This window comes from Klebsiella quasipneumoniae subsp. quasipneumoniae (assembly GCF_020525925.1).
Lineage (GTDB): Bacteria > Pseudomonadota > Gammaproteobacteria > Enterobacterales > Enterobacteriaceae > Klebsiella > Klebsiella quasipneumoniae.
The window spans coordinates 2,351,060-2,366,225 of record NZ_CP084876.1 but is presented as its reverse complement, the minus strand read 5'-3'; the positions used below and the strand labels follow the sequence as shown (position 1 = coordinate 2,366,225).

The window sequence follows — 15,166 nt, the reverse complement described above, 5'->3', positions numbered from 1 at the left end:
GCGATAACCGCCCCGCTCACGCTCGCCGCCAGCCGCGACCGGTACACTGGAGGAACCGCAGAATAAGAGGTTACCTCCATGACAATCACCTGCAATCTGTACATTGCCGGCCAGTGGCACGATGCCGAAGACCGTCGGACCTTTACCCGGCGCCACCCTGCCCACGACGACATCGCCTCGGTTGCCGCTGCCGCCAGCCTCGCCGACGGTAAACGCTGCGTCGAGGCCGCGGCCAGCGCCTTCCCGCAGTGGCGCGATACATCCCCGGCGGAACGGCGACGCTTACTGCTCGACGCGGCGGAACATATGCTGCTGCGGGAAGCTAAATTTATCGCAGCCATGGCGGCGGAGACCGGCGCCACCGCCCACTGGGCGGGATTTAACGTCCATCTGGCGGCCGATATCCTGCGCGAAGCGGCGGCGCTGACCACCCAGATCGAAGGGCAGATCATTCCATCCAACGTGCCGGGCAATCTGGCGATGGGGGTCCGCCAGGGTGCCGGCGTGGTGCTGGGCATGGCGCCGTGGAACGCGCCGCTGATCCTTGCCACCCGGGCGCTGGGGACGCCGCTGGCCTGCGGCAACACGGTGATCCTCAAGGGCGCTGAGCTCTCTCCGGCTACACAAGGATTGATTATCGACGCCCTCGACGCGGCGGGCTTCCCGCCGGGCGTGGTGAACTATCTTACCTGCGCGCCTCAAGACGCGCCGGCGCTGGTAGAGTCGCTGATCGCCCATCCGGCGGTGCGGCGCGTCAACTTTACCGGCTCCACGCCGGTGGGGCGGATTATCGCCCGCACCTGCGGGCAGTATCTGAAACCGGCGGTGCTGGAGCTCGGTGGCAAAGCGCCGCTGCTGGTCCTCGACGATGCCGACATTGAGCAGGCGGCGGCGGGCGCCATTTTTGGCGCCTTCGCCAACGCCGGACAGATCTGCATGTCCACCGAGCGCATTATTGTCGACAACGCCGTGGCGGAGCGCTTTATCCCTCTGCTGACCAGGCGCGCCGCTTCTCTCCCCGCCAGCCTGACCGGCCCGGTGGTCGACATGAACACCGTCACCCGCTGCAACGCGTTAATCGACGATGCCTTAGCCAAAGGCGCCCGCCTGCTGACCGGCGGCAAAGCCTGCGATACCCACATGTCGCCTACCTTGCTGGACGGCGTCACCCGCGAGATGCGGCTGTGGAACGAAGAGTCCTTCGGCCCGGTAAAAGCGATTATTCGCGTTAATAACGACGAAGAGGCGCTGGCGGTAGCCAACGACAGCGACTATGGCCTTTCCGCTGCGGTCTACAGCCGCGACAGCGCCAGAGCGTGGAACCTGGCGCAACGTCTGCAAACCGGCATTTGCCATATCAATGGCCCAACCGTTCATGATGAAGCGCAAATGCCGTTTGGCGGCTGCAAAGCCTCCGGCTATGGCCGGTTCGGCGGCCGGGCCGGGATTGCGGAATTTACCGAGCTGCGCTGGATAACGCTCCAGACCCAGCCTCGCGAACTGCCATTCTGACGCCGTCCCCCCCTTAGCCGTGGCTGGCGATAAGCTGCGCCAGCCCTTCCGGGTTTTCCCACGCCATCGAGTGCCCCGCGTGGGGCACAATCCCGACCGGGATCCCTTGCGCCTCTACCCGTTCGATATCCGCATAAGGGAGCGACTGCTCGCCGACGATCAGCATCTTCTGACAGCGCAGCTGGCAGAGCTGGGTAAACCAGGGGGTGTCGCTGCCGTGTATCAGGCTGCTGGCGGCTCGCCAGACGGCCCAGGGGGCGCTGTTTTGCAAACAGCCGGCCCAGGGCGAGCGCTCTTCCGCCAGCATCCTGGCGTAACCTTCGGCGATAAAGGCCGCCTCTGACTGCGCCGCTATGCGCCGGCTGTACTCGCCGCCTCCGGCGACCAGGTTGGGTTCAGAAACCAGCAGCGTGGTCACCCGCCCCGCCAGCAAGCCTGCCGCTTCGATGGCGATGCTTCCCCCCATGCTATGCCCGTACAGCGCGAAGCGCTGCAGGCGCAGGTGGTCGAGGACTTGCTCCACCGCTTGCGCCTGGCTATGTATGTTGTAACTAAAGTCGTGCGGTTTATCGCTATAGCCGAAGCCCGGTAGATCGATAAGTATTTTGCGCCGCCCGTTGAGCGCGGGGGCGCTGGCGACGCGGGGGTAGTCGTAAGATGACGCGCAGCCGAGGCCGTGGATAAACACCAGCGGAAGCCCCTCTCCCGGAAGATCGAGCCAACGCAATGTGGCGCCTGCGACGGACGAAAAGAAACCGTTCACCTGTTTGCCTCCATGATAAGGTTACTGTGTTTTTATACAGTAACCTTATCCATGCCGCCACCCTTTTCTGTCGTCCGCCGCCGGAGCGTTAAAACAGCGAGACGAGTAGCGCCATCGGGAAGCTGAACGGCCAGGTGGCGCCGATCAACAGGGCCGCCAGCAGGCGGATCACCCGGCTCTCTTTGGTTAAAAACCAGCTAATTACGGCGCAGATCACGCCCATAATGGCGTAAAACACCAACATTTTTTGATATAACGTCATTCTTCGTTTTCCTTCCCTGAGGAGCGTTCCATGGTGGGATAATTATCTGCCATGACGTCGTGATTCAGAGATACCTGTATAACAAATTCAGAATCGGGCTGAATATTCAGAACAAAGCCCGATTCGTCTTAATCCGATAGCGCAACCGCGCCCGCCGTACTATACCTTTAGGGACTTACTCATTAAGGTGGCGTTATGGATGTCTCCAGCAAGACCGTCGTTATGATTAATGTCTGCGCCGCGTTCGCGCTTATCAGCCTGCTGTCGGTGAGATTTGGCTGGTTTTAATCATTTTACTCAGCAACGAAACCTAAAAAAGCAGCCCTCTGGGCTGCTTTTTTACGTGCGGAGGCTCGCGCCTATATTAGGGTCATAAACGATACGGGCTGAGTGGCCTGCGATAATAGCCTTGTTAAGTGCGGGGTTATAATGAGGCAAAACATTCACTTTCTCACTATCCCATTCGGCGGCGGCGCAAACGGCCTGCCCCACTCCCGCGCTCTCACAGCCCTGAATACGTTTTGCCGGCGCGTTACCATAGCTCAGCGCCACGGTGCCGACAGCCAGCAGAATAAAAGCAAAAATTTTCACAGCGACATCAACGTTAAAACCGAATATGCGTGAAATGATCGCATGAGCGGCGGCGGAAAGTCAAACCCGGGAGCATGCGCCACCGCGCTGGCGCGCATGGCGGATTGACTCGCCGGTTATTAAATATTGCGAATAAATATTACCCGTTAACCGCAAATATAAAAGCCTTATTTATCGTCGTGAAATAGTTTCTGTTCAGCGCAATCTGATTCGTCTGATAAAGATAATATTTCACCAATCGCAAACCAAAAGATTATAGCGCGTTGGCCGAAAATGCGATATACCGCGCAGGCGCTGGATCTTAATAAGATAAAAGGCGGCTACAAGCCGTTGTAACTTAACCTTTTCATGTCAGGCCTCGCTGGCGAGGGCCCCAAATAGCGCTAAATGACAACAAATATCATTTGCCTTCTCTTCAGAGAATACTTACATTCATAACTATTGGTAATGTTTTTAGCGCTGTGCGCTTTTATATTTCGAGGTGGATATGTCCGGAATCATCACCCTGGTCATCGCGCTGATCCTGCTGGTCGCGGCGGTGTATAATCTTATTTCCTATATACGGGACCGTCGCAGCGCCAGCTTGCCGAGCAAAAAAACCAAGCGCTGAACACGGTTAACGCGATTTCCTTCCTGCGCCAGCATCGCTGGCATACTCCTCTTCCTGGCTTAGTGCGGACATAAAAAAAGCCCCTGCCATCAGGCAGGGGCCGGTATTGGGTCGCAAACCGCGACGTTGCCGCCTCACCCGCCGGGCGCGACGCGCCCAGGGTGACTGGCGAACCCCATCCGGCGCTTATCTCCGGCACTCACGATGGCTTAGCTCTTGAAGGGGTATCAGAATAATCTCACATTCCCCGCCGCGAGTTTTAACCATTTTTGCCATCGTGACTATTAGCGAACTAACACACCCATTGCGTAATCATTCGTTGCCGCTTATGGGTCAATCCGTTAGCCATGTTTAACCATCACATGGCGGACCACGGTGTAATCCTCAAGGCCATACATCGACATGTCTTTCCCATAGCCCGACAGCTTCTGGCCGCCATGCGGCATTTCACTCACCAGCATAAAGTGGGTATTGACCCAGGTGCAGCCATACTGCAGCCTGGCGCTGAGCCGGTGGGCGCGGCCAACATCTTTCGTCCACACCGAAGAGGCCAGACCATACTGGGAGTCATTTGCCCAGCTCAGGGCCTGCGCTTCATCGCTGAAAGGCGTCACGCTGACCACCGGGCCAAACACTTCGCGCTGCACGATGGCGTCTTCCTGCCGGGCGCCGGCGAGCAGCGTCGGCTGGAAATAATAGCCCGCGCCGTCCGCCCGATTGCCGCCGGTCACCACTTTAATATGCGGTAGCGCCTTGGCGGCTTCCACCGCGGCGCTGACGCGCTCAAGATGGGCCAGCGAGCTCAGCGGTCCCAGCTCGGTGGCGGCATCCTCCGGCGCCCCCATTTTCAGGCTGGCCACCGCCGCCCCGAGCTTCTCCACCAGCTGCTCATAAATACCCTGTTGGGCGTAGATCCGGCAGGCGGCCGTACAGTCCTGGCCGGCGTTGTAAAACCCGAAGGTCCGAACGCCATCCACCACCGCATCGATATCCGCGTCGTCAAAGACGATGACCGGCGCCTTACCGCCCAGCTCCATATGGGTACGTTTAATCGACGAGGCGGTATGGCCGATGATATGCGCGCCGGTGGCAATCGACCCGGTCAGGGAAACCATTCGCACTTTCGCGTGGGCGGTCAGCGGATCGCCCACCGTTTTGCCGCGGCCGAACAGTACGTTGACCACCCCTTCCGGGAAAATATCTTTTGCCAGCTCAGCCAGCTTCAGCGCCGTCAGCGGGGTGATCTCGGAGGGTTTTATCACCACGCAGTTGCCTGCCGCCAGCGCCGGGCCCAGCTTCCAGGCCGCCATCATCAGGGGATAGTTCCACGGCGCGATGGAGGCCACCACGCCCACCGGGTCGCGACGGATCATCGAGGTATGCCCTTCCAGATACTCTCCGGCCGCCATTCCCGGCAGGCAGCGGGCGGCGCCGGCGAAGAAGCGGAAAACGTCCGCAATGGCCGGCATCTCATCGTTAAGCACGCAGTGCAGCGGCTTGCCGCAGTTCAGCGACTCCAGCTGCGCCAGGGTCTCCGCCTGCGCCGCGATGGCATCCGCCAGCTTCAGCAGACATTCCGCGCGCGTTTTCGGCGTCGTCTGGCTCCAGGCGTCGAACGCCCGATCCGCCGCCTCAACGGCGGCATCCACCTGGGCCGCTGTCGCTTCGGCAATATCCAGGATCACATCGCCGGTCGCAGGGTTGTATACCGGCACCTTCTCGCCTTCACCTGCCACTAACTTACCGTTTATCAATAGGTTGTGTTGCATAGCATTATCCTGTTTCATGGTTTTATTTCCCGTTTCCGGCGACGTTATCGCCGTCGCGGGTGAGCCACCAGGCCCCTAAGATTGGTATCGTTGTTACCAGCATCACCAACAGCGCGACAACGTTGGTGACGGGCACATCTCGCGGCCGCCCCAGCTGATTCAGTAACCACAGCGGCAAAGTTCGCTCATGCCCCGCGGTAAAAGTCGTGACGATGATTTCATCAAATGACAGGGCGAATGCCAGCATCCCGCCCGCCAGCAGCGCCGATCCCAGATTGGGCAGCACCACGTAGCGAAAGGTCTGCCAGCCGGTCGCCCCCAAATCCATCGAGGCCTCCACCAGGCTCCAGGAGGTCCGGCGGAAGCGGGCGATGACGTTGTTAAACACCACCACCACGCAGAAGGTCGCGTGCCCCACCACGATGGTCAGCAGACCAGGTTCAAGGCCTACCGCTTTAAAGGCGGTCAGGAGCGCCAGGCCGGTAATAATCCCCGGCAGGGCGATGGGCAGCAGCAGCAGTAGCGACACCGCGTTCTTACCAAAAAAGGTGCTCCGCCACAGGGCTCCTGCAGCAAGCGTGCCAAGCACTAAGGCGATGGCCGTCGACAGGGCGGCAATTTTAAGTGACAACGTCACTGCCTCCAGAATATCGCTGCGCCCTGCCGCCTCGCTGAACCAGCGCAGCGTCAGCCCCTGCGGCGGAAAACTGAAGGCGGCATCTTCCGTATTAAAAGCATAGATGGCGATGATCAGCAGCGGAAAGTGGAGAAAGACCACCCCGCCCCATGTCGCCAGTTTCAGATACCAGGGTGCGCGTTCAGAGTGCATCGAAGGCTCCCAGACGTTTCACGAACGCCAGATAAAGGGCAATCAGCACGATCGGCACGAGGGTAAACGCCGCCGCCATCGGCATATTGCCGATCGCCCCCTGCTGCGAGTAAACCATATTGCCGATAAAGTACCCCGGCGGGCCGACCAGCTGCGGCACGATAAAATCGCCCAGCGTCAGCGAAAAGGTGAAGATAGACCCGGCGGCAATCCCGGGAATAGCCAGCGGCAGGACCACGTAGCGGAAGGTCTGCCGCGGGGCGGCGCCAAGATCGGCCGAGGCCTGCAGCAAAGAGCCCGGGATACGCTCCAGCGCCGCCTGCACCGGCAGGATCATAAAAGGCAGCCAGATGTAGACGAAGACCAGGAAGCGTCCGAGTCCGGAGGTGGATAAGGTGTTGCCGCCCACCGCCGGGACGGTCAGCAGAGCGTTCAGCGCCCCTTCCAGCCCGAGATGGCCGAGAAACCACTGCGCCACGCCATCTTTGGCCAACAGCAGCACCCACGCGTAGGCTTTGACGATATAGCTGGCCCACATCGGCAACATGACCGCGATATAAAAGAAGGCCTTCATTTTGCCGCTGGTGTAGCGCGCCATATACCAGGCCATCGGCAGCGCCAGCAGAGCACTGGCCAGCGTCACGCACAGCGCCATGACCAGGGTGCGAACGATAATGTCGTAGTTGGCAGGGTTGAACAGCGCCAGCAGATTGGCCAGCGTGAAGTCGCTGGTCACCGACATGGTGAAGTCATCAAAAGTATAGATACTCTGCCACAGCAGGGTCAGCAGCGATCCCAGATAGACGATGCCAAACCACATCAACGGCCCAAGCAGCAGCAAAAACAGGCCCAGCGCCGGCCGGCGCCAGAAGATCCCCGATACGCGTCCGGCCTGCGCAGGAACAATCGCCATGGTCATCTCAGCCTCCGCTTTCCAGCGGGGTCATCGCCGCACGCGACCATGACGCCTGCACCGTTTGCCCGGTTCGCGGAACGCTCGCCGCCGCCGCGCCGTCGATATTGGCCTGGCTGACCAGCAGCTTGTCGCCATCCGCCAGCCGGAGCTCGATCCGCGTTGCCGCCCCCTGATACTGTACCGCCTGCACCACACCCTGCACCTGCACTTCGCCGCCGCCCTGCAGGCGAACATGTTCCGGGCGCAGCGACCAGCAGCCCGCCAGGCCGCATAGCCGCCGGGCCGCCTCGGCCTCAAAGACGTTGGCGGTGCCGACAAAACCGGCGACAAAGGCGGTCTTCGGATGCAGATAAAGATCCTGCGGGGCATCCACCTGCTCAATGCGCCCGTTGTTAAACACCGCCACGCGATCGGACATAGACAGCGCTTCGCTCTGGTCGTGGGTGACGAAGATGAAGGTGATCCCCAGCGACTGCTGCAGCTTTTTCAGCTCCACCTGCATCTGCTCGCGCAGCTTTAAATCCAGGGCGCCCAGCGGCTCGTCGAGCAGCAGCACCCGCGGCTGGTTCACCAGCGCCCGGGCGATGGCGACCCGCTGCCGCTGACCGCCAGAGAGCTGGGAGGGCTTGCGATGGTGCGCAAAACCGAGGGCCACCTTCTCCAGCGCCTCCTGGGCGCGGGCATGGCGCGCTTTCTTCGCCACGCCTTTGACCATCAGGCCGTAAGCGACATTGTCGAGGATCGACATATGGGGAAAAAGCGCATAGTCCTGGAACACGGTATTGACGTCCCGCTGCCAGGGCGGCAGCTCGCTGGCCGGCTGACCGAAGATCCGGATGGTGCCGCCGGAGAGCTGCTCAAAACCGGCAATCAGCCGCAGGCAGGTGGTTTTCCCCGAGCCCGAAGGTCCCAGCATGGAGAAAAACTCGCCGTCGCGGATACCAATGCTGACCCCGTCCACCGCCCGCACATCGCCATACAGGCGCGATACATTCTGAAACTCGACCGCGTACGTCATTGTTTGCCTCCGATCCTTAGCGGCCGCCCATTATCGCAATGTAGTCCTGCGTCCAGCGGCTGTAGGGAACGTATTTCCCCCCCTCGGCAACCGGCGTTTTCCAGAAGTGGATGCGGGCAAACTGGTCGTAGCCGTTGGTCTCACAGCCCTTCTCTCCGAGCAGCGCGCTGGCTTTACAGCCCTCAGGCACCACCGGCAGCGAGCCGAACCAGGCCGCTACATCGCCCTGCACCTTCGGCGTGAGCGACCAGTTCATCCATTTATAAGCGCAGACCGGGTGCTTCGCCTCGCTGTGCAGCATGGTGGTATCCGCCCAGCCGGTCACCCCCTCCTTCGGAAATACGGTAGCGACAGGCTGGCCTTCCGCCTTCAGGCCGTTGGCCTGATAGGGCCACGAGCTGGAGGCGGCCACCCCTTCGTTTTTGAAGTCGTTCATCTGCACGGTGGCGTCATGCCAGTAGCGGTGGATCAGCGGTTGCTGGTCACGCAGCACCTTCAGCACCGCGTTGTACTGGGTTTCGGTCAGTTGATAGGGATCTTCGATCCCCAGCTGCGGTTGGGTGGCTTTGACAAACAGCGCAGCGTCGGCGATATAGATCGGGCCATCATAGGCCTGCACCCGCCCCTGATTGGTTTTGCCATCCGGAAGATCCTGCTTCACGAAGACCACGCTCCAGCTGTCCGGCGGCGTCGGGAATACGCGGGTGTTGTACATCAGCAGATTCGGTCCCCACTGATACGGCGTGCCGTAAACTTTGCCCCCGACGTTAAACCATGCCCCTTGCGCAATGCGCGGGTCGAGAGTGTGCCACCCGGCAATCAGCGCTGTGTTAATAGGTTGAACGCGTTTGCCCATGATCAGACGCAGCGAAGCATCGCCCGAGGCAGTCACCAGATCGTAGCCACCCTTGGCCATCAGGCTAACCATTTCGTCAGAGGTGGCGGCAGTTTTCACATTAACCTGACAGCCGGTCTCCTTTTCAAACTGGCTGACCCAGTCGTACTGCTTGTCGGTCTGACCGCGTTCGATATACCCCGGCCAGGCAATAATATCCAGCCGCCCTTCCGGTTTATCCAGCGAGGTGAGTGGCTCAGCCGCCTGGACGGTCAGGCAGGCCATCCCCAGCACATAAAGGCTGCAACGGGCCAATTTTTTGCTCATCAGGTGTTACTCCTGTCACAAGGGAATTAGCGGCAGCCGTGCCGTAAAAATATCTCCTGAAATAAGGGTAGTCAGCGGATTAACGCCCTCGGGGGAATTTATTCAGGTTGTGACCCGGGACGCATTACGCAAAAATCGCCAACACAAGACTGACTTTATGGATTATAGACAACGAGTTAGAGAAAAAGGAGGGGTATGCGTATTTCCTATGGTGAGCGCCGGTAAAATAATGACCGGCCTCGATAAAAATCCATCTTCGTTTATTTTTAGCGATTGTTTATCGCGGCGAAAAATAGTCAAAGCGATCAGGAAAGCTGCTCACGAATTAGCTCGCCCAGGCGCTTCACCCCCTGCTCTTCGCGTTCTCCCCAGCCCCAGGCGGTATTAAAGCGGAAAAACGAGGTCCAGCTGGCAGAGGTGGAGAACATTTTTCCCGGGGCGATGCTGATGTGCGACGCCAGCGCCCTGGCGCTCAGCACGCTGGCGTCGGCCCCTTCCGGTAGTTCGATCCACAGAAAATAGCCGCTGTCGCTGTGATGGATAGTGACCTCCGGCGGCAGATGGCGCAGCAGCGCCTGCCAGGCCTGCTGTTTACGTTCCGCCAGCTGGCGACGGAGACGGCGCAGATGGGCGTCATAGCGTTTGGTCGACAGGTAATCCATCAGGGCTAACTGCATCGGCGAGCTGGTGGAGAGCGTACTCATCAGCTGCAGCTGCTGGATCCGCCGCGCCTGTTTCCCGGCCGCCACCCAGCCGATGCGAAAGCCGGGCACCAGACATTTTGAAAACGAACTGCAGTGCAGCGTCATATCCTGTTGATCCCAGAACTTCGCCGGCAACGGCTTCTCGCGGCCAAAGTAGAGCTCGCTGTAAACATCATCTTCAATCAGCATCACGTCATAGCGCGCCAGCAACGCCACCAGCGCTGCTTTTTTTTCGGCGCTGAGGGTGAAGCCGAGCGGGTTCTGGCCGTTGGTCATCAGCCAGCAGGCCTTGACCGGATAGTTTTGCAGGGCCGCCTCCAGCGCCGTCAGGTCAATGCCCTCTTTGACGTCGGTGGCCACCGACAGCGCCTTCAGACGCAGCCTCTCCAGCGCCTGCAGGGCTCCGTAGAAACAGGGATTTTCCACCACCACCCAGTCGCCGGGCTCGGTCACCGCCTGCAGGCTGAGGTTTAGCGCCTCCAGCGCTCCGGCGGTAATGACGATCTCGTCGGGCGAGACGTTCATCCCCTGCAGGGCATAACGCCGGGCAATGGCGTGCCGTAGCTCCGCGTTGCCCGGCGGTAGGTTCTCAATCACGCTCATGGCGGTGGCGGTTTTACTCACCTGCGCCAGCGAACGGTTAAGCTGCTGGAGTGGGAAGAGACGCGGGTCCGGGAAGGCCGAGGCAAAGGGCAGCATTGACGCCTGGCGGCTGGCCTGGAGCACCTCAAAGATGTAAGTATTGATATCGACCGCTTCATCGCGGGTCACCTGAGCAGGCGGCGCCGGCTGACGAAGCTTCACCGGCTGGGGGGCGACGTAATATCCCGACTGCGGTCGGGCGACGATGCGCCCCTGGCTTTCCAGTAGCTGATAGGCATGGCTGACGGTCATAAAGCTCATGCCGCTGCTGACCACCTGCTCGCGCAGCGAGGGGAGCCGATCGCCCGGCAACCAGACGCCAAGCGCGATCTGGTCGGTCAGCTGCTGCGCCAGCTGTTGATACTTTTTCATTGTCACCCTTTCCTTGCTGCAACCTCCCTTTATCATATATCAGTTGTTATAAATTAACACTTTTAAGTAACTGTTATGTAAAACAGCGTAACCCGGTCACACAGAACGCCCGCAGGAAAGGTTCACGAGAAAATTGTCCAAAAAAACGATATGATGCATAACCAAAAAATGAACATGATACCGATGGTAATACATAAGCTATGTAATCCTTTTTCTGACATGACCATTCCCTTTTATTGATATCCTGAGAATAAAATACAAAGCACGGCTAAACACGACAATTTAAAATTATTTAATTCATAATTAACTGACTCATCCTTTTTACTGATTCTCATACTAACAAACGTGTGCAGACGTTAAATTCATTAATAAAGAACAGATAATAAAATGCTATATCTGTCGTAATTAGAGGATATTGCTCACAAAAATTAAACGACCGCGCTTTCCCGCTCAGCTACAGGTCTAAGCTGATCCGTAAGACTACGATAATACAGTGAAATAGATTATTAATATTTTCCTGGCCAACAATCTGGCTTTGCTTTCAGCGTTAAAAATGACGCTGTTCCCCCGAGGGATCTCTATGTTGGCGGTCCCCGGAGACCGGCAAAAAGATCATAACAGCCGCCAACTGTTATGATAAAAAATGAACCGACTGCCTCTGCCCCCTTGCCGCCACCCTGCCTAAAATTGCGCTGAATCAATTTTGTTGTGGAGTCCTGCATGTTCGGTCTTGATGCATTCCATCTGGCGCGAATTCAATTCGCCTTTACGGTCTCGTTTCATATTATCTTTCCCGCCATCACCATTGGCCTGGCAAGCTACCTGGCGGTTCTCGAAGGCCTGTGGCTGAAAAGCAAAAATCCCACCTGGCGCTCGCTGTACCATTTCTGGTCGAAGATCTTCGCCGTCAACTTCGGTATGGGAGTGGTGTCCGGGCTGGTGATGGCCTATCAGTTCGGCACTAACTGGAGCGGTTTTTCGCAGTTCGCGGGCAGCATCACCGGCCCCCTGCTGACCTATGAAGTCCTGACGGCGTTCTTTCTGGAAGCCGGTTTTCTCGGGGTCATGCTCTTCGGCTGGAACCGCGTGGGGCCGGGGCTGCACTTTTTCGCCACCTGCATGGTGGCGCTGGGGACTATCATCTCGACCTTCTGGATCCTCGCTTCCAACAGCTGGATGCAAACCCCGCAGGGGTTTGAGATCGTCGATGGCCAGGTGGTGCCCGTCGACTGGCTGGCGGTGATCTTTAACCCGTCGTTCCCCTACCGCTTGCTGCACATGACGGTGGCGGCATTTCTCAGCAGCGCGCTGTTCGTCGGCGCCTCGGCGGCCTGGCATCTGCTGCGCGGCAATCAGTCGCCAGCGATCCGCAAGATGTTCTCCATGGCGCTATGGATGACGCTGCTGGTTGCGCCGGTCCAGGCGCTGATCGGCGATATGCATGGCCTGAACACCCTGAAACACCAGCCGGCAAAAATCGCCGCCATTGAGGGCCACTGGGAAAACCCGCCCGGCGAGCCGACGCCGTTACTATTGTTTGGCTGGCCAGATATGGAACAGGAGCGCACCCGCTACGGGCTTGAGATCCCGGCGCTGGGCAGTCTGATCCTCACCCACAGCCTGGATAAACAGGTGCCGGCGCTGAAGGAGTTCGCCCCTGAGGATCGCCCAAACTCCACCGTGGTGTTCTGGTCATTTCGCCTGATGGCTGGTCTCGGCATGCTGATGCTGCTGCTCGGGGCGCTGGCCCTGTGGCTGCGCCGCGGCGACCGGCTGTACCACTCGCGGCCGTTTCTGCGCTTTGCCCTGTGGATGGGCCCCTCAGGACTGATTGCGATTCTCGCCGGCTGGGTGACCACCGAAGTGGGCCGCCAGCCATGGGTGGTGTATGGCGTTCAGCGCACCGCCGAGGCGGTTTCCGCCCACGGCGATCTGCATATGTCGGTCAGTTTGTTGACCTTTATTGTGGTTTACAGCGCCGTCTTCGGGGTCGGCTACAGCTACATGCTGCGCCTGATCCGCAAGGGGCCGCAGGAGGTGCAACCCGCGACAACCGGTACGCCAGCCCGCCCGCTGTCCGCCGCTACTGAAGGTTATCTGCAGAAGGAGTCTCGCTAATGGGTATCGAATTATCGGTGATCTGGTTCGTGATTATCGTCTTTGCCACGCTGATGTACATCGTCATGGACGGCTTTGATCTGGGCATTGGCATGCTGTTCGGCACGGTCCGGGGCAGCACAGAGCGCGACGTGATGGTGAACAGCGTCGCCCCGGTATGGGATGGCAATGAGACCTGGCTGGTGCTGGGCGGCGCCGGTCTGTTTGGCGCCTTTCCCCTCGCCTACGCGGTGATAATCGACGCCCTGTCGATCCCCCTGACCCTGATGCTGATCGGCCTGATCTTTCGCGGCGTGGCCTTTGAATTTCGTTTCCAGGCCACGCCGTCGCACCGGCCATTCTGGGACCGCGCCTTCTTTGGCGGTTCCCTGCTGGCGACCTTCAGCCAGGGCGTGGTGGTCGGAGCGGTGATCGACGGTTTTACCGTCAGCGGTCGCGCCTTCAGCGGCGGCATGTTTGACTGGCTGACCCCGTTCAGCCTGTTTTGCGGACTCGGGCTGTGCGTGGCCTATGCGCTGCTCGGCGCTACCTGGCTGGTGATGAAGAGCGAAGGCGCGCTGCAGCAGCGGATGCGCAGCGCGTCGCGACAGTTGCTGGTTGCCCTGCTGGCGGTGTTTGCCGTCATCAGCCTGTGGACGCCGCTGGCGCACCCGGCGATCGCCGCCCGCTGGTTCAGCCTGCCGAATCTCTATTTCCTGCTGCCGGTGCCGCTGCTGGTGCTCCTGATTAGCGCCTGGCTGTGGCGCACACTGCCTCTGCACGAACGCCATGTCTCGCCTTTCACCCTAACGCTGGGCCTGGTGTTTCTCGGCTTTAGCGGCCTGGGGATCAGCATCTGGCCGCATATTATTCCGCCATCGATTACCTTGTGGCAGGCCGCCGCCCCGCCGCAAAGCCAGGGCTTTATGCTGGTGGGCGCGCTGCTGATTATTCCGGTTATTCTTGGCTATACCTGCTGGAGCTATTACGTGTTCCGCGGCAAAGTCCAGCCAGGGGAGGGTTATCATTGATGAAAACCGTCTGGTCCACACGTCTGCTGTGGCTGATCGCGCTGTGGGGAGGCAGCGTGCTGACGCTGGCCGCCATCAGCCTGCTGTTTCGCCTGCTGATGACCGCCGCGGGTCTTAAAGTTTGAACCAGGATGCAGAGTCATCCGGATCCGGAGCTCTCCATCTTGTCTTCACTTTTACCTGCTGAAATACGCGGACACATCAGAAGAAAGGATATTGCTATGAAGAAGTTAGCTTTACTGTCTGCCGCGATGACGCTGGGAATATCGTCATGGGCTTTCGCTGCCGACAACCCGCCGCCGCCAGAAAAAAGCGCACAGCATCAGGGTAAATCGGCGGCGAAAAACGGCCAGCACGACGGTAAGCAAGCGCAACACAACGGCAAGCAGCCGCGGCATGATGGCAAGCAGCCGCAACGAGACGGCAAACAACCGCAGCATGGTGGTAAGCAGCCGCCAAAAGGCGGTGAGCACAGCGGGAAACCACTGCCGCCAAAAGCGTAATCCCTCACGCCTGGCCTTCTGCGCCAGGCTTTTTTCACCCTCTTTCAGCAGACATTGACAAACCCTTGCCCTTCTTTGATAAACCGGGAAAAAAACCTGCACAGCGCCTGGCATAGTAAGCCCACGCCATTGATTCACAGAGAAAAGGTATGTTGAGGAGAAGCATGAGCGCCCTGCTGTTGCTGTGCGCGCTTTTTTCCGGGCATCTGCTGGCCCACCGTCAGGGGCACGATTACTTTCCGGTACAGAGCCTCGAGCAGCAGCTGCTGCACGAGGCGGATAGCGATGAGCTTCGCAGCCGGTGCGAAGAGAACGCCGCCGACCTGCGCGAGCACCACCGCTGGCAGGACGCCCGCAAACCGCGGGCATCACACAGCCAGTAGCG

General features: G+C 59.3%; 17 protein-coding genes. 8 read left to right on the top strand and 9 right to left on the bottom strand.

The features are described from left to right. Positions 1-78 precede the first annotated feature (78 nt). The gene (locus LGM20_RS11520; protein WP_044523502.1) at positions 79-1,512 is read left to right on the top strand and encodes an aldehyde dehydrogenase; all 1,434 of its coding nucleotides are present in this window, start codon (positions 79-81) and stop codon (positions 1,510-1,512) included. A gap of 13 nt (positions 1,513-1,525) precedes the next feature. On the opposite strand, the gene LGM20_RS11515 is transcribed toward LGM20_RS11520, so the two are convergent. Both LGM20_RS11515 and LGM20_RS11510 read right to left on the bottom strand, forming a co-directional pair. Next, positions 1,526-2,275: an alpha/beta fold hydrolase gene (locus LGM20_RS11515; protein WP_044523504.1), complete on the bottom strand. Its 750-nt coding sequence runs from the start codon at positions 2,273-2,275 to the stop codon at positions 1,526-1,528. An 88-nt stretch (positions 2,276-2,363) separates the two neighbouring features. Further along, on the bottom strand, positions 2,364-2,537 hold the full coding sequence (locus LGM20_RS11510) for a GhoT/OrtT family toxin (protein WP_008804686.1): 174 nt from the start codon (positions 2,535-2,537) through the stop codon (positions 2,364-2,366). A 195-nt stretch (positions 2,538-2,732) separates the two neighbouring features. Between LGM20_RS11510 and yncL the strand changes: the two genes are divergently transcribed. After that, positions 2,733-2,825 (top strand): stress response membrane protein YncL, encoded by a 93-nt coding sequence (yncL, locus tag LGM20_RS11505; protein ID WP_002906891.1) that lies wholly within the window; start codon positions 2,733-2,735, stop codon positions 2,823-2,825. A gap of 51 nt (positions 2,826-2,876) precedes the next feature. Here yncL and LGM20_RS11500 read toward each other — a convergent pair whose 3' ends face one another. Then, a complete protein-coding gene (locus LGM20_RS11500; RefSeq protein WP_044523506.1) occupies positions 2,877-3,128 on the bottom strand; it encodes a hypothetical protein in 252 nt (83 codons plus the stop codon). A 487-nt stretch (positions 3,129-3,615) separates the two neighbouring features. Between LGM20_RS11500 and LGM20_RS11495 the strand changes: the two genes are divergently transcribed. Further along, positions 3,616-3,738, top strand: a complete 123-nt coding sequence (locus LGM20_RS11495; protein ID WP_004175940.1) for a small membrane protein — start codon at positions 3,616-3,618, stop codon at positions 3,736-3,738. 341 nt (positions 3,739-4,079) lie between these two features. Here the strand turns inward: LGM20_RS11495 and patD are convergent, their stop codons facing one another. From patD to LGM20_RS11465, 6 genes are all read right to left on the bottom strand, one after another. Continuing rightward, entirely contained in the window at positions 4,080-5,507 is a 1,428-nt protein-coding gene (gene patD, locus LGM20_RS11490) for an aminobutyraldehyde dehydrogenase (protein ID WP_044523509.1), read from the bottom strand. Between the two features lie 22 nt (positions 5,508-5,529). Next, positions 5,530-6,336 carry an ABC transporter permease gene (locus LGM20_RS11485; RefSeq protein WP_017900483.1) on the bottom strand — a complete coding sequence of 269 codons (807 nt, stop codon included), beginning with the start codon at positions 6,334-6,336 and terminating at the stop codon, positions 5,530-5,532. After that, positions 6,326-7,255, bottom strand: coding sequence for an ABC transporter permease (locus tag LGM20_RS11480; protein WP_044523510.1), 930 nt, complete (start codon positions 7,253-7,255; stop codon positions 6,326-6,328). The genes LGM20_RS11485 and LGM20_RS11480 overlap by 11 nt, the downstream gene beginning before the upstream one ends. Position 7,256: 1 nt before the next feature. Next, entirely contained in the window at positions 7,257-8,270 is a 1,014-nt protein-coding gene (locus tag LGM20_RS11475) for an ABC transporter ATP-binding protein (protein ID WP_004202778.1), read from the bottom strand. Between the two features lie 16 nt (positions 8,271-8,286). Next, a complete protein-coding gene (gene ydcS / locus LGM20_RS11470) occupies positions 8,287-9,432 on the bottom strand; it encodes a putative ABC transporter substrate-binding protein YdcS (protein WP_023289895.1) in 1,146 nt (381 codons plus the stop codon). A 305-nt stretch (positions 9,433-9,737) separates the two neighbouring features. After that, positions 9,738-11,150 (bottom strand): aminotransferase-like domain-containing protein, encoded by a 1,413-nt coding sequence (locus LGM20_RS11465; RefSeq protein WP_044523512.1) that lies wholly within the window; start codon positions 11,148-11,150, stop codon positions 9,738-9,740. Positions 11,151-11,870: 720 nt separating this feature from the next. Between LGM20_RS11465 and LGM20_RS11460 the strand changes: the two genes are divergently transcribed. The 5 genes from LGM20_RS11460 to LGM20_RS11440 all read left to right on the top strand — a co-directional run bounded on the left by LGM20_RS11460 (position 11,871) and on the right by LGM20_RS11440 (position 15,164). Then, positions 11,871-13,268: a cytochrome ubiquinol oxidase subunit I gene (locus LGM20_RS11460; protein ID WP_004202782.1), complete on the top strand. Its 1,398-nt coding sequence runs from the start codon at positions 11,871-11,873 to the stop codon at positions 13,266-13,268. Beyond that, on the top strand, positions 13,268-14,278 hold the full coding sequence (cydB, locus tag LGM20_RS11455; RefSeq protein WP_044523513.1) for a cytochrome d ubiquinol oxidase subunit II: 1,011 nt from the start codon (positions 13,268-13,270) through the stop codon (positions 14,276-14,278). Before LGM20_RS11460 ends, cydB begins: the two co-directional genes overlap by 1 nt. After that, complete coding sequence (locus tag LGM20_RS11450) at positions 14,278-14,403, top strand: DUF2474 domain-containing protein (RefSeq protein WP_044523515.1); 126 nt, start codon at positions 14,278-14,280, stop codon at positions 14,401-14,403. Before cydB ends, LGM20_RS11450 begins: the two co-directional genes overlap by 1 nt. A gap of 96 nt (positions 14,404-14,499) precedes the next feature. After that, a complete protein-coding gene (locus tag LGM20_RS11445) occupies positions 14,500-14,781 on the top strand; it encodes a hypothetical protein (protein ID WP_044523516.1) in 282 nt (93 codons plus the stop codon). A gap of 149 nt (positions 14,782-14,930) precedes the next feature. Further along, positions 14,931-15,164, top strand: coding sequence for a DUF2554 family protein (locus tag LGM20_RS11440; protein ID WP_032428865.1), 234 nt, complete (start codon positions 14,931-14,933; stop codon positions 15,162-15,164). Positions 15,165-15,166: the final 2 nt, after the last annotated feature.

Bases quoted from the DNA above. Each gene is read 5' to 3' on its own strand.
- LGM20_RS11520 (WP_044523502.1), top strand. From the start codon at position 79: ATGACAATCACCTGCAATCTGTACATTGCCGGCCAGTGGCACGATGCC.
- LGM20_RS11510 (WP_008804686.1), bottom strand. From the start codon at position 2,537: ATGACGTTATATCAAAAAATGTTGGTGTTTTACGCCATTATGGGCGTG.
- yncL (WP_002906891.1), top strand. From the start codon at position 2,733: ATGGATGTCTCCAGCAAGACCGTCGTTATGATTAATGTCTGCGCCGCG.
- LGM20_RS11495 (WP_004175940.1), top strand. From the start codon at position 3,616: ATGTCCGGAATCATCACCCTGGTCATCGCGCTGATCCTGCTGGTCGCG.
- patD (WP_044523509.1), bottom strand. From the start codon at position 5,507: ATGCAACACAACCTATTGATAAACGGTAAGTTAGTGGCAGGTGAAGGC.
- LGM20_RS11485 (WP_017900483.1), bottom strand. From the start codon at position 6,336: ATGCACTCTGAACGCGCACCCTGGTATCTGAAACTGGCGACATGGGGC.
- LGM20_RS11480 (WP_044523510.1), bottom strand. From the start codon at position 7,255: ATGACCATGGCGATTGTTCCTGCGCAGGCCGGACGCGTATCGGGGATC.
- LGM20_RS11475 (WP_004202778.1), bottom strand. From the start codon at position 8,270: ATGACGTACGCGGTCGAGTTTCAGAATGTATCGCGCCTGTATGGCGAT.
- ydcS (WP_023289895.1), bottom strand. From the start codon at position 9,432: ATGAGCAAAAAATTGGCCCGTTGCAGCCTTTATGTGCTGGGGATGGCC.
- LGM20_RS11465 (WP_044523512.1), bottom strand. From the start codon at position 11,150: ATGAAAAAGTATCAACAGCTGGCGCAGCAGCTGACCGACCAGATCGCG.
- LGM20_RS11460 (WP_004202782.1), top strand. From the start codon at position 11,871: ATGTTCGGTCTTGATGCATTCCATCTGGCGCGAATTCAATTCGCCTTT.
- cydB (WP_044523513.1), top strand. From the start codon at position 13,268: ATGGGTATCGAATTATCGGTGATCTGGTTCGTGATTATCGTCTTTGCC.
- LGM20_RS11450 (WP_044523515.1), top strand. From the start codon at position 14,278: ATGAAAACCGTCTGGTCCACACGTCTGCTGTGGCTGATCGCGCTGTGG.
- LGM20_RS11445 (WP_044523516.1), top strand. From the start codon at position 14,500: ATGAAGAAGTTAGCTTTACTGTCTGCCGCGATGACGCTGGGAATATCG.
- LGM20_RS11440 (WP_032428865.1), top strand. From the start codon at position 14,931: ATGTTGAGGAGAAGCATGAGCGCCCTGCTGTTGCTGTGCGCGCTTTTT.